22 protein-coding genes and 1 riboswitch are annotated in these 18,596 nt (G+C 42.0%); of the genes, 3 read left to right on the forward strand and 19 right to left on the reverse strand.

The genetic code is table 11. The features are described 5' to 3' along the window. Window positions 1-84: 84 nt before the first annotated feature. From CSV68_RS03510 to CSV68_RS03525, 4 genes are all read right to left on the reverse strand, one after another. Window positions 85-816, reverse strand: a complete 732-nt coding sequence (locus CSV68_RS03510) for a pseudouridine synthase (protein WP_099633294.1) — start codon at window positions 814-816, stop codon at window positions 85-87. 107 nt (window positions 817-923) lie between these two features. After that, window positions 924-1,928 carry a D-alanyl-D-alanine carboxypeptidase family protein gene (locus CSV68_RS03515; protein WP_233192851.1) on the reverse strand — a complete coding sequence of 335 codons (1,005 nt, stop codon included), beginning with the start codon at window positions 1,926-1,928 and terminating at the stop codon, window positions 924-926. Beyond that, complete coding sequence (gene scpB, locus CSV68_RS03520; RefSeq protein ID WP_099633293.1) at window positions 1,925-2,536, reverse strand: SMC-Scp complex subunit ScpB; 612 nt, start codon at window positions 2,534-2,536, stop codon at window positions 1,925-1,927. Before scpB ends, CSV68_RS03515 begins: the two co-directional genes overlap by 4 nt. A gap of 13 nt (window positions 2,537-2,549) precedes the next feature. Next, window positions 2,550-3,281 carry a segregation/condensation protein A gene (locus CSV68_RS03525; protein ID WP_099633292.1) on the reverse strand — a complete coding sequence of 244 codons (732 nt, stop codon included), beginning with the start codon at window positions 3,279-3,281 and terminating at the stop codon, window positions 2,550-2,552. Between the two features lie 36 nt (window positions 3,282-3,317). Between CSV68_RS03525 and CSV68_RS03530 the strand changes: the two genes are divergently transcribed. Beyond that, the gene (locus tag CSV68_RS03530) at window positions 3,318-3,827 is read left to right on the forward strand and encodes a DUF309 domain-containing protein (RefSeq protein WP_158233485.1); all 510 of its coding nucleotides are present in this window, start codon (window positions 3,318-3,320) and stop codon (window positions 3,825-3,827) included. Here the strand turns inward: CSV68_RS03530 and CSV68_RS03535 are convergent. The 6 genes from CSV68_RS03535 to CSV68_RS03560 all read right to left on the reverse strand — a co-directional run bounded on the left by CSV68_RS03535 (window position 3,824) and on the right by CSV68_RS03560 (window position 8,831). Further along, a complete protein-coding gene (locus tag CSV68_RS03535) occupies window positions 3,824-4,198 on the reverse strand; it encodes a GNAT family N-acetyltransferase (RefSeq protein ID WP_233190381.1) in 375 nt (124 codons plus the stop codon). The two genes, CSV68_RS03530 and CSV68_RS03535, sit on opposite strands and share 4 nt — an antisense overlap. A gap of 180 nt (window positions 4,199-4,378) precedes the next feature. Further along, window positions 4,379-5,704 carry a diaminopimelate decarboxylase gene (lysA, locus tag CSV68_RS03540; RefSeq protein WP_099661471.1) on the reverse strand — a complete coding sequence of 442 codons (1,326 nt, stop codon included), beginning with the start codon at window positions 5,702-5,704 and terminating at the stop codon, window positions 4,379-4,381. A gap of 86 nt (window positions 5,705-5,790) precedes the next feature. After that, window positions 5,791-7,248: a spore germination protein gene (locus tag CSV68_RS03545; protein ID WP_099633289.1), complete on the reverse strand. Its 1,458-nt coding sequence runs from the start codon at window positions 7,246-7,248 to the stop codon at window positions 5,791-5,793. 1 nt (window position 7,249) lies between these two features. Beyond that, a complete protein-coding gene (locus tag CSV68_RS03550) occupies window positions 7,250-8,038 on the reverse strand; it encodes a SigF/SigG family RNA polymerase sporulation sigma factor (protein WP_099633288.1) in 789 nt (262 codons plus the stop codon). Between the two features lie 3 nt (window positions 8,039-8,041). Further along, window positions 8,042-8,488: an anti-sigma F factor gene (gene spoIIAB, locus CSV68_RS03555; protein WP_099633287.1), complete on the reverse strand. Its 447-nt coding sequence runs from the start codon at window positions 8,486-8,488 to the stop codon at window positions 8,042-8,044. Next, on the reverse strand, window positions 8,478-8,831 hold the full coding sequence (locus CSV68_RS03560) for an STAS domain-containing protein (protein ID WP_167693452.1): 354 nt from the start codon (window positions 8,829-8,831) through the stop codon (window positions 8,478-8,480). Before CSV68_RS03560 ends, spoIIAB begins: the two co-directional genes overlap by 11 nt. Before the next feature lie 290 nt (window positions 8,832-9,121). On the opposite strand from CSV68_RS03560, the gene CSV68_RS03565 reads away from it, so the two are divergent. Beyond that, window positions 9,122-9,334, forward strand: a complete 213-nt coding sequence (locus tag CSV68_RS03565) for a hypothetical protein (RefSeq protein WP_099633285.1) — start codon at window positions 9,122-9,124, stop codon at window positions 9,332-9,334. Here the strand turns inward: CSV68_RS03565 and CSV68_RS03570 are convergent, their stop codons facing one another. From CSV68_RS03570 to CSV68_RS03595, 6 genes are all read right to left on the reverse strand, one after another. Next, complete coding sequence (locus CSV68_RS03570) at window positions 9,335-10,630, reverse strand: pyrimidine-nucleoside phosphorylase (RefSeq protein WP_099661487.1); 1,296 nt, start codon at window positions 10,628-10,630, stop codon at window positions 9,335-9,337. 7 nt (window positions 10,631-10,637) lie between these two features. After that, a complete protein-coding gene (gene deoB, locus CSV68_RS03575; protein WP_099661472.1) occupies window positions 10,638-11,831 on the reverse strand; it encodes a phosphopentomutase in 1,194 nt (397 codons plus the stop codon). 24 nt (window positions 11,832-11,855) lie between these two features. Then, a complete protein-coding gene (gene xerD / locus CSV68_RS03580; RefSeq protein WP_099661473.1) occupies window positions 11,856-12,746 on the reverse strand; it encodes a site-specific tyrosine recombinase XerD in 891 nt (296 codons plus the stop codon). Window positions 12,747-12,791: 45 nt separating this feature from the next. Beyond that, window positions 12,792-13,268, reverse strand: coding sequence for a ferric iron uptake transcriptional regulator (gene fur, locus CSV68_RS03585; RefSeq protein WP_099633282.1), 477 nt, complete (start codon window positions 13,266-13,268; stop codon window positions 12,792-12,794). Between the two features lie 96 nt (window positions 13,269-13,364). Then, window positions 13,365-13,877 (reverse strand): hypothetical protein, encoded by a 513-nt coding sequence (locus CSV68_RS03590; RefSeq protein ID WP_099633281.1) that lies wholly within the window; start codon window positions 13,875-13,877, stop codon window positions 13,365-13,367. Between the two features lie 64 nt (window positions 13,878-13,941). After that, window positions 13,942-14,478 carry an NUDIX hydrolase gene (locus CSV68_RS03595; RefSeq protein WP_099661474.1) on the reverse strand — a complete coding sequence of 179 codons (537 nt, stop codon included), beginning with the start codon at window positions 14,476-14,478 and terminating at the stop codon, window positions 13,942-13,944. Between the two features lie 69 nt (window positions 14,479-14,547). Here CSV68_RS03595 and CSV68_RS03600 point away from each other — a divergent pair, with 69 nt between their 5' ends. Next, complete coding sequence (locus CSV68_RS03600) at window positions 14,548-15,450, forward strand: aldo/keto reductase (protein ID WP_099633279.1); 903 nt, start codon at window positions 14,548-14,550, stop codon at window positions 15,448-15,450. Window positions 15,451-15,493: 43 nt separating this feature from the next. Here CSV68_RS03600 and CSV68_RS03605 read toward each other — a convergent pair whose 3' ends face one another. The 3 genes from CSV68_RS03605 to CSV68_RS03615 form a co-directional block, all read right to left on the reverse strand. Next, window positions 15,494-16,849, reverse strand: a complete 1,356-nt coding sequence (locus tag CSV68_RS03605; RefSeq protein ID WP_099633278.1) for a nucleobase:cation symporter-2 family protein — start codon at window positions 16,847-16,849, stop codon at window positions 15,494-15,496. Continuing rightward, window positions 16,846-17,433, reverse strand: coding sequence for a xanthine phosphoribosyltransferase (locus CSV68_RS03610; RefSeq protein ID WP_099661475.1), 588 nt, complete (start codon window positions 17,431-17,433; stop codon window positions 16,846-16,848). Before CSV68_RS03610 ends, CSV68_RS03605 begins: the two co-directional genes overlap by 4 nt. A gap of 130 nt (window positions 17,434-17,563) precedes the next feature. Continuing rightward, a riboswitch (purine riboswitch) is annotated at window positions 17,564-17,665 on the reverse strand. A 500-nt stretch (window positions 17,666-18,165) separates the two neighbouring features. After that, the coding region (locus CSV68_RS03615; RefSeq protein WP_199175004.1) for an AEC family transporter at window positions 18,166-18,596 on the reverse strand (431 nt) is incomplete at its 5' end.

Raw genomic sequence — 18,596 nt, forward strand, 5'->3', positions numbered from 1 at the left:
TTTATGTCCCAACTGCTATTATACCAAAACATAAAATCAGTTGGCTCGGCACTAGTGATAGGTTTGTGAACTTTTGACACTTTCTTAGCCGATCTTTCCTGTTTCTGCTAACACGCGTAGTTGTTTCAATTCATGTCTCGTTAGTTCACGCGCTTCTCCGGCATTCAATCCACGTGTAGTTAAGTTAGCAAACTCTTCACGCTTCAATTTTTGCACGGGACAATTAATTGCATCAAACATTCTTCGTACTTGACGGTTACGTCCTTCATGAATTGTGATCTCGACAATTGCAGAATTCGTTTTTTTATCCGAGCTTGTCATTTTCACACGAGCAGGAGCCGTACTGCCGTCATCTAATTCAATTCCTGTCTCGAGCTTTTTGAGATCATCGCGAGAAGGGATTCCTTTTACTTTAGCTACATACTTCTTTTTTATTTCAAATTTCGGGTGAGTCATTAAATACGAGAAATCACCGTCGTTTGTCATCAGCAATACGCCTGATGTATCATAGTCTAGTCTTCCAACTGGGAATATTCTCTGGCTGACTTCCGGTACTAAATCCATTACTGTTTTACGACCTTTTTCATCATCAACTGTAGAGATATAACCGCGTGGTTTATAAAGCAGATAATAGACAGGTGTTTCTTTCGTCAATTGAACGCCTTCCACTTCAATTGTGTCCATTCTGCTAACTTTTGTCCCAAGTTCCGTTATGACTTTACCATTCACTTTAACTAAACCGTCCAAAATTAGTTTTTCTGACTTTCTTCTTGATGCTACGCCGGCCTGTGCCAATACCTTTTGTAATCTTTCCATGGGTTCCTCCTTGATGTTACATACTGAAAAAATTATGTCATACTTTCGGGTAAATGAAAAGAAGACTGACCTGTGTAGGTCAATCTTCGAAATAGTATGTTTTCTATTCACTTTTCGGACTCGATATCTACTGCTACCGTCTTAATTGGTTCTGTCCCTAAATAAATAGACCAATAGCCTTTTTTCTGTGGTTCATCTGCTTGAGGAATCTGTAACACATTGGACAACATTTTCTTCTCTTCTTTCGTTACGAGTAACTTAACAGATTGATCTAGCTTTGCGATCATATGAGGAAATACTTGATACTTACCTTTTTTCACTGCAGTATACGATTGATATTCAGAGAATACTTGCTCGGATAACTGCTTGTGGACTTGCCAATCGTTTCCATTGTTTAATGTAACGACAATGACGGACTTGCCATCCTTTTCGAAATAGGTAGCCAATGTACGTCCTGCTGCTTTTGTAAAACCTGTTTTACCTGCAACAGCAGTCGGTTCAGATATCACTAGGCGATGTTTGTTTTGCCAACTGTTTTTCCCCTGTTCCGTTTCAAAAGGATAGTTCTTTGTAGAAGCTATCTTACGAAATTCTGGATTCTTCATAGCAAAATACAACATTTTAGCCGTGTCATACGCAGAAGAGAGATGATGCTCGCCGTGTAAACCGGATGGATTCATGAAATGCGTTTGCTCTAGGCCATGACTTTGCGCTACTTCATTCATTAGATAGACGAATCCTTCAAGTGAGCCACCCGCATGTTCAGCGAGCGCTTGCGCTGCATCATTACCTGAACGAAGCATTAAGCCATACAGTAAATCTTTTGTCTTCATTACTTGACCCGTTTCGAGATAAATGGATGACCCTTCTGCTGTCGCGGCTTGTGAAGAAATGACCGTTTCCTCTTCACTGGGCTTTAACTCCAAAAAAGTATAAGCCGTCCACATTTTAGTTAAACTGGCGATAGGAAGTGGAACATGTTCATTTGATCCCATCAGTAACCTACCATTCTCTCCGTCTATCACTGCATAAGACGAACCCATAGCCTGGCTACTTGCGGCATTCATCAATAAACCGATGATCAGTAGAGCGATGACCGAAATCTTTTTCAAGCATCATGTCCTCCTTCTTCTGTTATGGAAAATGCTTCTTGGAATTTCGTCATGAATAAATCCGTTTCTTCCGACGTTTCTTGTTCTTCGTCAAGTGATAGTGGCGGCATATCTTCGAGCGACGCCAATCCGAAACGATCTAAGAAGAAAGTGGTTGTTCCATATAGAATAGGTCGACCTGGTCCATCCATGCGCCCTACTTCTTCTACAAAGCCTTTGCCGGCCAACGAAGACAATGCCCGCTCGGACTTTACACCACGCAAGTCATCAATCTCTACACGCGTCACAGGCTGCTTGTAGGCGATGATGGCAAGTACCTCGAGTGCTGCTTGTGTAAATGTAGAAGGTTTTGGATCTTCTAGCATTCGTTTGATGTCATCTGCCCATTTACTCTTCGTCACCAAGCGGAAAATCCCGCCGTAACTTTTCAACGTGATGCCACGTGTGTCATCGTCGTCATACGCAGCTTGCAAGAATATAAGTACTTGTTCTGCTTTTTGCTCTTCACATTCCAATAGCGCAGCTAGTTGTGCAATTGATAAGCCTTCTTCACCTGCTACGAATAAAAAGCTTTCCGTCATCCCGACGAAACGTGTTTCGATGTCCATTCCTATCATCCCTTCACATCAACGAGATTCGTAATTCTTCAAAATTATTATTTTGTCGCACTTTCACTTCTTGTAACTTCATCAGTTCAAGCAACGATAAAAATGTTAATACGAGTTCGGGCACAGTCGTCGTTTCAAAAAGCGCATGAAAATCACATTCTCCACCGCATAGTTCCAACTTGCTCATGATCGATGACATCTTATCCCCGACAGATTGCTCGGATTTTGTTATACTCGCAGTAAGAGGCAGTTTCAGCTTCTTTCTGTGTAACATTTTTTGAAATGCACCAATCAAGTCAAAAACATTCAGCTGTTCTTCTGACTCGGTTACAAGCGGTTCACCATAATCCGTTAAGTCTTCAGGTTCTTTGGTGAAATGCTCATCACGGTGCGCCGCCGACTCACGAAGCGAGTTTGCTGCTTCTTTAAACTTCCGATATTCCATTAAGCGGGCAATCAATTCTTCACGCGGATCTTCCTCATAACCGAATTCTTCGATGAACGCTTCTTCTTCATTGACCGGCAATAGCATTTTGCTTTTTACTTCCAGCAACGTCGCTGCCAGTACAAGGTATTCGCTTAATTCATCCAATCGAAGAACTCGCATGGCATGCAAATGTTCTATGTACTGCTGTGTTAGCTCCGCCATGGGGATGTCATAAATATCAATTTCAAGCCGATTGATCAAATGCAGCAACAGATCAAGTGGCCCTTCGAAGACTTCGAGTTTTACACTATAACTCATTTTACCAACCTACCTAACCAGAAAGGAATGATTTGGATGAACCCTTACTACCATCCTCTTTTTCTACAGTTTATTGTGTATTTCAACGACAATCAAGATTATTTCGAATGCCATGAGGTGCTGGAGGAATATTGGAAAGAACAAGAGAACTTTTCAAAAGACCATCCACTGACAGGGTATATTCTTATGGCTACCGGATTATACCATTGGCGCAGAGGAAATACAGCAGGTGCTTCTCGTACTTTAACTAAAGCCATCACACGCTTCCGTGAAATGCCTGTACAATTTGGCGACTACCTTGAAGATGTGGCCATTGATGAAATTATCATGCAGCTGGAGCATTGCCTTACACGCATTGAATCAGATGAAGATTTTTATTCATTCCAACTTCCGATCTCTCCAGAGTTAAGAGTTAAAGCAGAGAAATCCAAGCCTCTGATTGCATTACTGCCCAAAGACAGCGCGTCTGTTATTCATAAGCATATGCAACGGGACAGGTCAGATATTCTTTTACAACGTGAAGAAAAGAAGAAGGGCAGAGGTTAAAGATCTGCGCCTTCTTCTTTCCTTAAACAACTTTGTATAAATGGTTCGGTAAAGTCAGTACCTTGACAACCGTACCCTGGATAGATTTCTTGCAATTCTTTCATCATCTTAAATGCAATTCCTTCTCCACGAAACGATGGATTGACGGAAATATGCTGAACAGTGTACATCTTGTCAGTGTCGTTGACTTCTACCCCTATTAATCCGATGTAATCTTCTGCCTCTTTATAAAGAAATAGCTGCCACTGTTCAACACTTAGATATTGCTGTACAGTCTCTTGCAATTTGCATAACATCTTTTCACTAGGGATATAAGATAAAAAGCCCATAGCAATTTTCTCTTGTGCCTTCTTAAAACGAATAAGATTCAATAGTAACCCCTTCTTTTCAGAAATCCTTTGTACAGTCTACACCATTAGCTCGCTTACTTCAACTAGCGCATTATTTATAGCGCGGATCGATCACTGGGACAACCAAGTACCAATAGATGACTCCCCAAATTATAGCGACAGCAACAATGGAAGCAAAAAGAATAATGTTTTTCTTCTTCATCAGAAATTCTCCTTCTCATCTAATTGTAACGGAAGGTCCAATTTAATGATGTCTTCGTAGGTTTCGCGTCTTACCACTAATTGATGTTGTCCTTTTTCTACAAACACAACGGCAGGTCGAGGCAAACGATTATAATTGCTGGCCATGGAGTACGTATAGGCTCCTGTACAAAAGACAGCTAGTAGATCACCGGTTTCCACATTGGGTAAATCGGCATTTTCAATTAATTTATCGCCAGACTCACAGCATTTCCCTGCTACTGTCCATTGCTGGTCATGTGGCTCGTTCATCCGATTAGCAAGCGCACTGGAATAGTGTGCGTCATATAAAGCCGGACGAATATTATCAGACATTCCGCCATCTACTGCTACGTATGTACGGACACCCGGCACAACTTTCGTACTGCCAGCAGAATAAATGGTCGTTCCTGCATCTCCGACAAGCGAGCGGCCGGGTTCAATCCAAATTTCAGGAATTGGATACTCACATTCCTGCGCCATCTTTTTCACTACATCTGCCATTTCTTCTACATAGACAGCTGGCTCAAGCGGCGTATCTTCCTCAGTATAACGAATACCAAATCCGCCACCTAGATTTAAGACAGGACAGATAAATTGATAATTCTTCCGCCATTCAACCATTCTTTCCATTAGCACTTCTGCTGCGAATTTGAATGCATCGGTTTCAAAAATCTGTGAGCCTATATGACAATGCATGCCTAGGAATTTAATAAATCCATGATCATGCAATGCTAGGAACGCTTGATCCGTTTGGCCATTTTTTAAATCAAAACCAAACTTTGAATCTTCTTGGCCTGTCGTAATATAGTCATGAGTATGTGCTTCAATTCCCGGTGTTACACGGATTAAGACATTCATTGTCTGCTTTCGTTCATCTGCAATTTCTTTGATCATGTCGATTTCTAAGAAATTATCGACTACGATGCATCCAATTTTTTCTTCAAATGCGTATACTATTTCTTCTCTGCTTTTATTATTACCATGGAAATGAATCCGCTCGCGTGGGAATCCTGCCGCTACGGCCGTATACAATTCCCCACCTGAAACAACATCAAGGGATAACCCTTGCTGTTCTGCCAACTGATAAATTGCGATTGAAGAAAAGGCTTTACTCGCATAAGCAACTTGTGCTTTAATATCCTTTTTCTCAAACGTTTCTTTAAATGCCTGCGCACGCTCTTTGAATAACTCTGTATCATAGACCATGACTGGTGTTCCGTATTGTGCAGCCAGTTCTGAAACGTCCACTCCACCGATTGTCAGATGACCGTTTCCATTCACTGCCTGTGTTCCATAAAGATGCATGTCCCATACCCCTCCCGAATTCTCTCAGATAACTTTATCACAAGAAGGCGGAAAGTAGCAACGACATGCAGTATGTCTAAATAGTCCTATGACATCCTATCACGGTTCGGCGATTTCGTAATAAACGGCCGTGGATCGTCGATTGTCATAGGGAAACGAATCAATACACGTAACAAAGCTTTCGGGAAGAAAGGCGTAAACGGCCACAAATATGGCACATTCATAGGCTTTAATGAACATAAATAATAATAAATGACAGCAAGTGCTATGAAAAATCCTGGAGCCCCGAGTAATGCAGTGGAGACTAATAAGAAAATCCTAAACACTTTTGTCGTGATACTTAATTCAAATGAAGGAATCGCAAATGTTAAAATGGCACTGACCGCCACATATAATACGACTTCCGAAGAGAACAAGCCTACGTCAATCGCCACTTGCCCAATAACAATAGCTGCAACGAGTCCCATGGCTGTCGATAGCGGTGTCGGTGTATGGATTGCAGCCATCCGTAATATTTCTATACCGACATCTGCTATTAACAATTGGACCAATAACGGAACTTCTCCCCATTCATTTGGACCAATATATTTGATTGCTTCCGGAACGAATTGTGTTTCGACGGACATCAAATACCAAAACGGCAACATGACTAAACTTAAAAATGTCCCCATGAAGCGTACCAATCGAATGAACGTCCCGATTAAAGGCGCTTGTCTATATTCTTCCGCATGTTGCAGATGATGTACAAGCGTAACCGGGACTAAAATGACGGATGGAGACGTATCGACGATGATGGCAATATGCCCCTCGAGTAAATGAGCCGCACAAATATCAGCGCGTTCCGTATACCGAACGAATGGCATCGGATGAAACCCTTGTTTGAAGAGAAATTCTTCGAGTGATTTATCGGTCATCGTCAAGCCATCCGTTTTCAATGCATCCAGTCGCTCTCTCACAAAATCCAAATGCCCTTCATTGGCGGCACCTTTCAAAAAAGCTATAGTAATGTCCGTTTTACCCTTTACGGACGTCTCATGCATTTCAAACCGTAGTTCCGTTGTGCGTAAGCGTCTCCGAATTAATGCTGTATTCGTCAGAATATTTTCCGTAAAACCGTCTCGTGAGCCACGTATGACTTTTTCAGTATCCGGTTCTTCAGGGTTTCTACCTGGATATGACCGAACATCAAGCGCGAATGTGAAACCGTCTTTCATAACGAATACAGCTAACCCACTTAAGATCACTTTCGCAAGTTGATCTTCATCCTTTACAATTTCCAGCGAATGATACGGAAAATAATCGACCATAGCACGATCAATATTCTCAACGGATTCACTTGCAAATATTTCATTTCGATTCTGCATTTCTGTCAATAAGGTAGTTAAGACCTCACCATCCACTAACCCGTTCATATACAGAAGAAGTATTTCTTTATCCCATAGGTGGATCAACCGTTTAGTCGCGTCGAATGTCTCGTCTTCGCCAAACTGATTGATAAACCACCTTTCCCCTTCTCGTATGGACGTAAATAGTGTATCGGTCAAATTACGGTCTCCTCACCTTCTCGAGCGCATCTTCCGCATCCGCGCCCATCCATGTTTTCATTTGAGCTAGAATTTTCTTTTCTAGCCGTGAAACTTGAACTTGTGATATTCCAATTCGTTTCGCAATATCACTTTGTGTGTAATCCAAATAATATCGCATATAAATGATCGTCTGATCCCGTTTATTTAACCGCGTAATGACATCTCGAAGCGGGATATGATCGAATACTCTCTCTGATCTATCATCCCGAAGTTGATCCATTAGCGTCAAGCTATCTCCATCGCTTTCATACAATTGTTCATGTAGCGAAGCCGGATCTCGAAGCGCGTCAGAAGCTAGAATAATATCTTCCTGTTTCACTTCCAATATTTCCGCAATTTCTGAAATAGAAGGTGAACGGCCATTTTTCTTAAAGAAATCATCGGTTGCGTGACGAATTTTATAGCTTAACTCACGAATGGTGCGCCCTACTTTCACCATTCCGTCATCACGTAAATAACGTTGGATTTCTCCGACGATCATCGGCACTGCATACGTTGAAAACTTCACCTCATAGGATAGATCGAACTTATCTATTGATTTCATCAAGCCAATGCAGCCTATTTGAAATAAATCTTCTAAATCCGCACCACGCGAAGCGAAGCGTTGAACGATGGACCACACAAGTCTTGTATTGCCTTCTACCATCATTCGTCTAGCTTCTTTGTCACCCGCTTGTGATTCTTTGATGAGTTCTCGCATTTTTTCTTGTGACAATAGAGCGTGTTGCTTCTCAACAGATGCTTCCATACGTCACCTCATTCTACTTACTTCTGTGACTGGAGAAAAATTCTTCTCAAATGTCACGATTGTCCCATTTCCAAGGGTAGAATCTACACGGATACCGTCCGAGAAACTTTCCATGATCGTAAAGCCCATACCGGAACGCTCCATTTGTGGTTTAGTCGTGAACATTGGTTCCATCGCTTGCTCTATGTCGAAGATACCCATTCCTTCATCTGTTACCGTCATTTTTACTGAGCGGTCATCGATCGTTGCATGGATCTTCACCATACTTTTCCCATCGCATTCGTAACCGTGGATAATGGCATTAGTGACAGCTTCGGAAACAATAGTTTTAAATTCCGAAATTTCTTCCAGTGTCGGATCCAACGGTGCGATAAAACAGGTGAGTGCCATTCTGGCAAGTGCTTCATTTTGTTCTATCGCTAGAAACGACAAGGTCATTTCATTTTTCATGTACAACCCCTCCGATTTCGTCGATTGCTTCTTCGACTGTACATATTCTGACGACATCACCAAGACCCGAAAATTGGAATAGTTTCTGCATTGTCGGAGATGGATTCAATATAAGTGTTTCTCCGTTTACAGGGACTAAATCGCGCATTCTTCCGAGTATAAGTCCGATTCCTGCGCTGTCCATGAAGCCTAGTTGGTAGAGGTCCCAGATGATTGCACGCGTCTTTCCTGTGAATATAGCGGTAGATACTTCTTCTCTAATTTGATTCGCTTCGTGGTTGTCGAGTTCTCCTGCTAGCGTGATTAGGACTATGCCATTTTCCAGTTGTGTAATAGTTGCCATGTGTGGATACGCCTCCTTCATGAAGGCATTGTCGCACATTTAGAACCGCTATCCTTTAGTTTTGACAAAACTAGTCAGCTGTCCCTAAAACTTCTTACGTTGTGACAGAGAAGCTAAGGGTGTGTGAGAAGTCATCGTTGGTCTGCGTTCCAGGCGGATACTTTCCTGCGGGTACGGCTTGAGTCACCGCCTTCCACTTCCATCAACTAGTTTGGCTTTCTAACTATTATGACGTGTAAATAGTTGTTCCATTACTAAATAAAGCTAGCTTCCAAAAGGTAAGCCTCTCAATGAGACAGTTAGTCACACTTTCGAACTGGCTAATTACGTGGAAGCCATTCGTCAGCGCTGTAGTGTATTTAATGACGTCACTCCTTCACTCTTCACGAGCTACACAAGAGTATGTACAGTTGGAATTGTTTTTACACATGAACGACAAAAAAGCCATGTGCTCTGAAGGCGACCAATTTCTTGGCGTTCTTCAGGCACATGGCTTGAATTGATTATTGGGAATGTATAAGTGTTGGTGCTTCTATTTTTTCTTTTGAGATGTGCATATGAGATTGCAGTAGTTTGATCGAGTCATCAACTTGTTCGGTGTTTGCATGGAGAATCGCGAGCGCTTCTCCTTTTTCTACAAAGTCACCTATTTTCTTGCGCAATACAATCCCAACTGCGAGATCAATGACGTCCTCTTTTGTGGCACGACCTGCACCCAGAAGCATGGCAGCTACACCTATTTCATCGGCATCAATCATGGATACATACCCACTTTCAAGAGCGGGTACTTCAATTTGATTCTGTGCTTGAGGCAGTAGATTTGTATCCACTATCACTTTTTCATTGCCACCTTGCGCTTTGATCAATTCACCGAACAAGCGCAGTGCGTCACCATTTTCTATGACATTCTGTAGTTGTTTACGTGCGTCTTCTTCAGTTTGATCTGTGTTCGCAGCTAGCAACATCTTACTACCAAGTACTAAACATAGCTCTGTTAAATCGGCCGGACCTTTTCCTTGCAACGTATCAATGGCTTCTTTTACTTCGAGAGCATTACCGATCGCAAATCCGAGCGGCTGACTCATATCCGATATAACAGCACTTGTGTTTCTTCCCACTTCATTTCCGATCGCAGTCATCGCATCCGCCAACCGCTTGGAGTCCGCCAAAGTTTTCATGAAGGCTCCCGCGCCTGTCTTGACGTCCAATACGATAGCATCTGCTCCCGCCGCAAGCTTTTTACTCATGATAGAGCTTGCAATCAGCGGGATGCTATTGACGGTCGCTGTGACGTCTCGCAGCGCATATAGTTTTTTATCAGCGGGCGTCAAGTTGCCGCTTTGGCCGATTACAGCGATTTTCAAATCATTGACCTGTTGAATAAATTGTTCCGTAGAAATCTCTACGTGAAAGCCGTCAATTGCTTCAAGCTTGTCAAGTGTACCGCCTGTATGACCTAGTCCCCTGCCACTCATTTTGGCAACTGGCACACCACATGCTGCGACCAGTGGAGCTAAGATGAGTGTCGTAGTATCACCTACTCCACCCGTTGAGTGTTTGTCTACCTTCACTCCTTCAATGGCAGATAAATCGATTTGATCACCTGACTCCGCCATAGCCATCGTTAAGTAGCCTTGTTCTTCTGTAGTCATGCCTTTAAAGTAAATAGCCATCAAAAATGCACTGGCTTGATAATCAGGGATTGAGCCATCGGTATACCCCGTCACAAAAAACTCTATCTCTTCTTTATTTAGTTCTTTCCCGTCTCGCTTATCCTCAATGATATCTACCATGCGCAACATAAAATTAGTCCTCCTTAACCAATGCAGACAAGAAACTTTCACCATGTTCAGGCTTATCTACTTGGAAATTTTCAGCAATCGTTGCACCTACGTCAGAGAATGTTTTACGGATTGGCAACTGGCCAGCCCCTTTATTCGAAGGTGAATACACAAGTAGTGGTACATATTCTCTTGTGTGATCCGTTCCTTCATGAGTCGGGTCGTTTCCGTGGTCTGCTGTGATAATTAATAAATCATCCGGGCGCAGTGCAGCCATGATCTCAGGTAAACGTGCATCAAATTCTTCAAGTGCATTACCGTAACCAATCGGATCGCGACGGTGACCATATAATGCATCAAAGTCTACTAGATTAACGAAACTGATGCCCTCAAAATCTTTTTTCATAACCGTGACAAGCTGATCCACACCGTCCATGTTCCCAGTTGTACGAACCGCTTCCGTTACACCCTCACCATTATAAATATCTGCAATTTTACCGATTGCGATTACGTCATAGCCTTTATCCTGCAATTCATTCATCACCGTTTTTCCAAATGGCTTCAATGCATAATCATGACGATTTGTTGTGCGTGTGAATGTACCGGGTTCTCCAACAAATGGACGTGCAATCACGCGACCTACTAAGAATTCGGGTTGCAACGTAAGTTCTCTTGCGATTTCACAAATACGATATTGCTCTTCAATAGGAATGATTTCCTCATGTGCTGCAATTTGCAGTACAGGGTCACCTGACGTGTAAACGATGAGAGCGCCTGTCTTCATATGCTCTTCTCCAAGTTCTTCGATAATTTCCGTTCCGCTTGCCGGCTTATTTCCGATAACTTTCCTACCCGTTTTTAATTCCAATTCATCTATTAATTCTTTTGGAAAACCATTTGGATACACTTTGAATGCATCATCTATACGCAAGCCCATGATTTCCCAGTGTCCTGTCATCGTATCTTTACCGACAGATGCTTCTTGCATCTTTGTGTAATATCCTTGCGCTTCTTTTTGAGGTGCAAGACCTTTAATTGGTGCTATATTCGCAAGACCGAGACGTTCCAAGTTTGGTAGTTTCAGTCCATCCATCTCTTCACCGATATGTCCAAGAGTATTGGATCCAACATCACCAAAAGCTTTAGCATCGGGTGCTTCACCGATCCCTACTGAGTCAAGTACGATTAAATGTATACGATTATAACGAAATTTCTCCATATGAAAACCTCCAGTAATAGTAGTTTACGCTCTAGGATGATATTGACTATAGACATCTTTCAAACGTTTTTTGCTGACATGCGTGTAAAGTTGCGTCGTAGAAATATCGGCATGTCCGAGCATTTCCTGAACTGCGCGCAAGTCCGCTCCATTTTCAATCAAATGCGTGGCGAAAGAGTGGCGCAATAAGTGTGGTGAAATGACTTTCTGAATTTCTGCCTTCACTCCTGCATCCTTCAAGATTTTCCAACATCCCTGTCTCGTCAGCCGTCTGCCATGCATATTGAGAAACAAGGCTTCGGTATCGTTGATCAACTTAGGACGCCCTTCATTTAAATATAAAGTACAAGCATCGATTGCGGAACGTCCAAGTGGAACTATCCGTTCCTTACTACCTTTTCCGAATACCCGCACAAAACCCATTGTCAAATGAAGATCAGCCAAATCAATCGCTATTAATTCACTTACCCTCATTCCCGTTCCATATAACAATTCAAGCAATGCAATATCGCGCATGCCTTGTGAAGTATTACCATCAACGGCATTAATCAATCGTTCAATCTCAGGTATAGAGAGCACATCCGGCAACTTTTGTTCGATTTTAGGTAATTCGATATGAATCGTACAATCATGTGTCGTGATTTGCTCTCTCACTAAAAATTGATGAAACGAACGAATGGAGGAAATATGTCGAGAAAGGGTACGACTGGATTTACCACTATCTTTCAACTTCTGCAAATACTGTAGAACCATCGTTCGTTCGATCAAATTCACTGTTTCCAAATTCAAACTTTCTATGAAACGTATATAGGCTGTAAGGTCGCGTTGATACGACTTGACGGTGTTTTGAGCTAATTGTCTTTCAACTGTTAAAAAATGCACATAGTCTTCTAAAGCAAACTGCGCATCCTTCATAGACTGTCCCTCCTTTCTTATGTAAAAAGTAAAAAAGGACAGCGCTTAGGCCATCCCATTGTCTTCCTGTTCTGTCTCTTCGTCTTTCGCTTTACAACGTTTACAAATTCCATGGAACGTCAGCCAATGATCTTTGACTGTAAAACCATAACGACCTTCTACGACTTTTTCCACTTCGCCAAGTAGGTCTTCCTGAATTTCATCAACCGTTCCACATTCTAGACAAATTAAGTGATGGTGGAACCGCGCAGCGCCTTCTTCTCGCAAATCATAACGTGCTACACCATCGCCAAAGTTAATTTTATCGACAACTTTTAGTTCAGTTAATAATTCTAATGTACGATATACAGTCGCCAGACCGATATCTGGCGCTTTTTCTTTTACTAATAAAAATACATCTTCTGCACTTAAATGGTCTTCTTCATTTTCCAGAAGAACTGCTACAGTCGCTTCACGCTGAGGCGTCAACTTGTAGCTGGCCCCGTGCAATTGCTTCTTGATTCGTTCGATTCGGCTTTCCATACGACGCCCCCCTCAAATTGTTTCCATTATACCAAACTGTCGTTCCAGATGACAATAGAAAGGAAAGGTTCAGTTCATTATAGTGTGTAGTGGATATTACTTTATAAAATGAAAGATCGATAGTTCCAGTATTTGCGTGATCAACAATAAAGCAATCAATGGCGGAACAGCAGTTAATGGACGATCTTTTTTACTTGCTGGTGTAGAGAAAAATGGTGGATTTAACGCAGAACATAAAATCAGGAACAACAAACAGCTGATTAATTGAAATGGGAACCACCAAATCGTATAGGATACCAATTTTAAGCCTGTCGACAATAAATAAGTGGATGACAAGCCAAAAAAAGCACATTTAATTGCACCGAGAAACATAGTGATAAAACGGAGTCTTTTATATTTAGACAGAATGATGGCTACTAGAATAAAGCTCAATGTCACCACAACAGGCGACCACATAGCCGCTTCAGATCCCTTCACTACGCGTTGATCATATAAACCGATGATCTGCTCTAGCGACGTGACCGGCCACTCCCTGAATAATAAAGCCCCTCCTATATAACTGATTGCGAGTATAACGAATAAATACACAAAAGACAATGATCGAGCCATAAATAGGACACCTCCGCATCGTTTCTATAACATATGCTTGTCCGTCCAGAAATAGCTCAATCCTTTATAGGTTTTTTACATACCAGACAGCAGCGACCGTCTTGGCATCATAAATCCTTTCATTCGCAATGAATTCCTCTGCCTCTTCAACAGTTACTTCCAGCACTTCTATGAATTCATCTTCATCTCCAACAGCAGGATGCTCCACTTTTTCGAGCTCTTTTGCCACATATAAGTGAATGATTTCATCCGCGAAGCCTGGTGAAGTTGAGAAAGTCTGCAAATATTCGAATGAATGCGCACGGTATCCAGTCTCTTCTTCCAGTTCACGAATCGCCGTCAGCTTAGGTTCTTCTCCCGGCTCAATCTTGCCTGCAGGTATTTCTAGCATCGTTCGTTCCAAAGGCTTTCTGTACTGTTCAACTAACACGATTTTTTTATCTTTAGTCAAGGCGATAATCGCCACCGCTCCTGGATGTTTAACTAATTCTCTTTTTGCTAGTTTTCCATCAGGCAATTCTACTTCGTCGACTTGCACCGAAATGATTTTGCCTTTAAAGATCTGTTCTGTTGAGAGGGTTCTTTCTTCAAACTTCATCAAGCACTCAACCCTTTCCATTGGTTTTATATCCCGCTTTCATTGTACCATGAAACGAAAGGAGTGAGGCACATGAAGAAGCGTACTATTGGTACAAGTAATTTGCTTGTTTCGGAACTCGGATTGGGCTGTATGTCGTTACCAAGTGAATTGGAAGCGGCTCGTTCTGTACTCGACGAAGCAGTTGATCATGGCATCAATTATTTCGATACAGCAGATCTTTATGATAAAGGAACCAATGAAGAACTCGTTGGAAAAGTGTTGAAAGAAAAACGTCAAGACTTGATCATTGCGACAAAAGCCGGTAACAAGTGGATGTCAGGAGAAGAGTCCTGGACATGGGATCCTTCCAAAGCGCATATTATGGATGCTGTAAAACAGAGTTTACGACGTTTACAACTCGATTATATCGATCTGTATCAGCTTCACGGCGGTACGATGGAAGATGATGTAGATGAAACAATTGAGGCGTTTGAAACATTAAAAAAAGAAGGAATCATACGTGAATATGGTATCTCAAGTATTCGTCCCACTGTTATCGAACGTTTCCTGAATAATAGCCATGCTGTTTCCGTCATGATGCAATACAACTTGCTTGACCGACGTCCCGAAGAATACTTTTCTATGATTGCTAAAAAGGGTGCATCTGTCGTCACTAGAGGCACTCTGGCAAAAGGCTTACTGACGAACGAAGGCATGGAGCGTGCGAAGAAATTGAATGGCTTCGTAGCTTATGCACCGTCTGATTTACAGCAGACAGTTGAAGCACTATCCAAAGAAACGAACGACTTACATGCATATGCTCTTGCTTTTGCACTGAAAGAGCCTGCTGTTGCCTCTGCTTTGATTGGTTCAAGAACACAACAACAACTTCGCGAATCATTAAACGCTTATGAAACGCAAATTGATCCACAATTGCTAACGTTATTGACAAGCAAAACAGAGCCACATCAATATGAACAGCACCGAGTGTAAATAGTAAAAGAGCAACTGCATTTTCCAGCAGTTGCTCTTTTACTTATTTATGATTAGCAGTTGCATTTACCAAGATAGAAGATGGCCCTTCTTTGATGCTAAGAGGCATAGCTTTAGCTTCATACGCTTGTTTTGTTGTTTGCTTCTTTTTTGAAGGAATCATATTGAAAATGATATTCAAGAAAATCGCAGTGATACTTCCGAGTACAATCCCGTTACTAGTTAAAATTTGTACACTTTCCGGCAATTCCTTAAATAGATCCGGTACAACCGAAACACCAAGGCCGATACCGATAGAACATGCTACGATCATCGCGTTATCTTGAGTTTTTGAAATAACAGGACTCAACATTTTAATTCCTTGCGAAACCACCATGCCGAACATAGCAACCATCGCTCCGCCCAGAACTGCGGGAGGGATAATCGTTGCAAGAGCTGCTATTTTCGGCAAGAAACCTAAAGAAATCAGCATGATTGCAGTAACGAATATTACACGGCGTGATTTCACACCAGACAATTGCATTAAGCCGACGTTTTGTGAAAATGTCGTATAAGGAAATGCGTTAAATATACCCCCAATAACGGAAGCTAGTCCTTCTGCACGATATCCTTTTTCCAGCATTTTTTGATCGATTTCTTCCTCACAAATATCGCCGAGTGCAAAGTATACGCCAGTCGATTCTACGAGCGACACCATTGCAACCAGTGTCATAATGGCAATCGGCAGTAGATGGAACGTAGGTGTTGCTAAATAAAATGGCATGACCATATGAACATAAGAAGCATCTTGTACATTGGAGAAATCTACAATACCAAGGAAAATCGCTGCGATCGTACCACCGACTAAACCTAATAAAATGGCGATCGACTGCATAAAACCTGAAGTAAATCGGAACATCAAGACAATAAATAATAACGTTCCAAATGAAAGTGATATATTTGTCAACGATCCGAAATCTTCCGCACCTTGTCCGCCACCCATATTATTGATCGCAACCGGAATCAATGTGATTCCAATAATTGTTACGACAGAGCCGGTAACGATTGGCGGGAAGAATTTCACAAGACTCCCAAAGAATCGGCTGATGAAGAAAATGATTACGCCTGAAGCAATAACCGCTCCATAAATAGCTGAAATTCCATAATCATTGCCTATCAATATCATCGGGCCAACCGCTGTGAATGTACAACCGAGAACTACAGGTAATCCAATGCCAAAATATTTATTACGTGAAATTTGTAACAACGTGGCGATACCACACATTAAAATATCAATCGAAACAAGATAGGTCAGCTGTGTTGGAGTTAAACCAATAGCATTCCCCACAATAAGCGGTACCAATACTGCGCCTGCATACATAGCTAGTAAATGTTGAAAACCTAGCAGCGTAGTTTTCATCGTTCCGTTTCCTCCCCGACAAACTGGACTTGACCATTTTGTAACGACTGAAGTTCAGCTAACGATTCCAAACGTACCCCTTCTTTGCGGATCAGATCTCCGCCTGGCTGGAAGCATTTTTCAATAACAATTCCAACTCCTGCAATAGTTGCACCTGCTTGTTTTGCGATATCTATGAGTCCAAGTGCAGCTTGTCCATTCGCAAGGAAATCGTCAATGAGCAATACCGTATCTTCACTTGAAATGAAATCTTTAGAAACTGATATATCATTTGATTCCTTCTTCGTGAAAGAATACACTTTCGCGGAGTATAAATGATCCGTCAATGTAAGTGATTTACGTTTTCTGGCAAACACTACCGGAACGCCTAAAATCATTCCCGCCATTGTCGCAGGAGCAATACCTGAAGATTCAATCGTGATGATTCTCGTGATGTTTTGATCGCTGAATCGGCTAACAAACTCTTTTCCGATTTCTTGCATCAGTAATGGATCGATTTGATGATTCAAAAAGGAATCCACTTTTAGTACCTCTTCCGATAATACTTTACCTTCTTGTCGAATCTTGTTTTTTAGCAACTCCACGCTGTTATGCTCCCTTCATTTTTCCGAATAAAAAAAGCGTATATGCCATACTCCCATATAACAACTATGAGAGAGCGGCATGTACGCTTTTAAAAATGAAAAAGCAATTTCTTGTCGAACGACAAAGAAAGCTGCTTTTCATTCTCCCCATAGGCGGTCTATTTTCGGTAGACCGGTAGAAACTTACGGGCCATATCCCCGTGATTATATGAGTCTTATTTAACTGAATGCTAACAGTATAGCACGATTCGACATTTTTTCAATACGAATATTTGACGATTTGCTTGCTAGCTTTCACTCAGTGAGCATGTGGACATATTCTTGACAAGAAGTTGGGAGGGATTGGAATAAACGTTATTTGCAAAGTGAGTTAATAATGAGTGCGAGGGGATGGAAGCTCCAGTTGATAGTAGTGTTACTTAGATCACTCACTGTCTGAAGTATGTGAATCATTGTTTTGTCTTAACTTATTTAGATTCAAGTGCTGAAGTTCAAAGCCAATTACTACCCTAACTTCAATACGCAACTAGGAGTATCACCCACTTACACTGCAAGGGATTGGAGCGAGAGTCGTAGCGAAGGACGGCTTTTGCGAGTAAAAGCGAAGCGTTAGGAGCACATCTTTGCACTAGGAGTGACGACTTCCAGAGGATCAATTTGCCGCGAACCCTCAGGTAAGCGTCCCCTCCGAAGTGCCAATCCCCATCCCAACGATTACTCTCTCTTATTCGTTTATTGAAACAAGATAGATGATAGATAAATTACTACGCCAACTGTGAAGCTGCTGGCTACGGTGTTGAATAGGACGATTTGGGCTGCTAGCTCGGACTCTACGTCGTATTCCAATGCCAGTGTTGAGCTATTTCTCGATGTTGGAAACGAACTGGCGATCCACAGTGACTGAGCCGTGACCCCGTCTATTTTTAACAGTAAGATCAACAGCAACGCAACGGCTGGCGAGATGATGAGTCGGCCGATAGCGCTAAGGTAAATCAAACGATTCCAAAGTGTCTTCACTTTAATCTGTGCTAACTGTGCGCCAAGTGTGATGAGTGCGATGGCGATAAAAGCATCCGATAAATGACCGATCGGTAGCTCGATAAACTGCGGCAACTGGATATCGGCCAAGTTAAGCAAAGCACCTAGCCACAAAGCATGGATAA

The sequence above is a fragment of the Sporosarcina sp. P29 genome, assembly GCF_002743265.1.
GTDB lineage: Bacteria > Bacillota > Bacilli > Bacillales_A > Planococcaceae > Sporosarcina.

Coding starts and splice junctions, on each gene's coding strand:
- CSV68_RS03510 (WP_099633294.1), bottom strand. CDS start 816: ATGGAAAGATTACAAAAGGTATTGGCACAGGCCGGCGTAGCATCAAGA.
- scpB (WP_099633293.1), bottom strand. CDS start 2,536: ATGGACATCGAAACACGTTTCGTCGGGATGACGGAAAGCTTTTTATTC.
- CSV68_RS03525 (WP_099633292.1), bottom strand. CDS start 3,281: ATGAGTTATAGTGTAAAACTCGAAGTCTTCGAAGGGCCACTTGATCTG.
- CSV68_RS03530 (WP_158233485.1), top strand. CDS start 3,318: ATGAACCCTTACTACCATCCTCTTTTTCTACAGTTTATTGTGTATTTC.
- lysA (WP_099661471.1), bottom strand. CDS start 5,704: ATGCATCTTTATGGAACACAGGCAGTGAATGGAAACGGTCATCTGACA.
- CSV68_RS03550 (WP_099633288.1), bottom strand. CDS start 8,038: ATGGAAGCATCTGTTGAGAAGCAACACGCTCTATTGTCACAAGAAAAA.
- spoIIAB (WP_099633287.1), bottom strand. CDS start 8,488: ATGAAAAATGAAATGACCTTGTCGTTTCTAGCGATAGAACAAAATGAA.
- CSV68_RS03560 (WP_167693452.1), bottom strand. CDS start 8,831: ATGGCAACTATTACACAACTGGAAAATGGCATAGTCCTAATCACGCTA.
- CSV68_RS03565 (WP_099633285.1), top strand. CDS start 9,122: ATGAGACAGTTAGTCACACTTTCGAACTGGCTAATTACGTGGAAGCCA.
- deoB (WP_099661472.1), bottom strand. CDS start 11,831: ATGGAGAAATTTCGTTATAATCGTATACATTTAATCGTACTTGACTCA.
- xerD (WP_099661473.1), bottom strand. CDS start 12,746: ATGAAGGATGCGCAGTTTGCTTTAGAAGACTATGTGCATTTTTTAACA.
- fur (WP_099633282.1), bottom strand. CDS start 13,268: ATGGAAAGCCGAATCGAACGAATCAAGAAGCAATTGCACGGGGCCAGC.
- CSV68_RS03590 (WP_099633281.1), bottom strand. CDS start 13,877: ATGGCTCGATCATTGTCTTTTGTGTATTTATTCGTTATACTCGCAATC.
- CSV68_RS03600 (WP_099633279.1), top strand. CDS start 14,548: ATGAAGAAGCGTACTATTGGTACAAGTAATTTGCTTGTTTCGGAACTC.
- CSV68_RS03605 (WP_099633278.1), bottom strand. CDS start 16,849: ATGAAAACTACGCTGCTAGGTTTTCAACATTTACTAGCTATGTATGCA.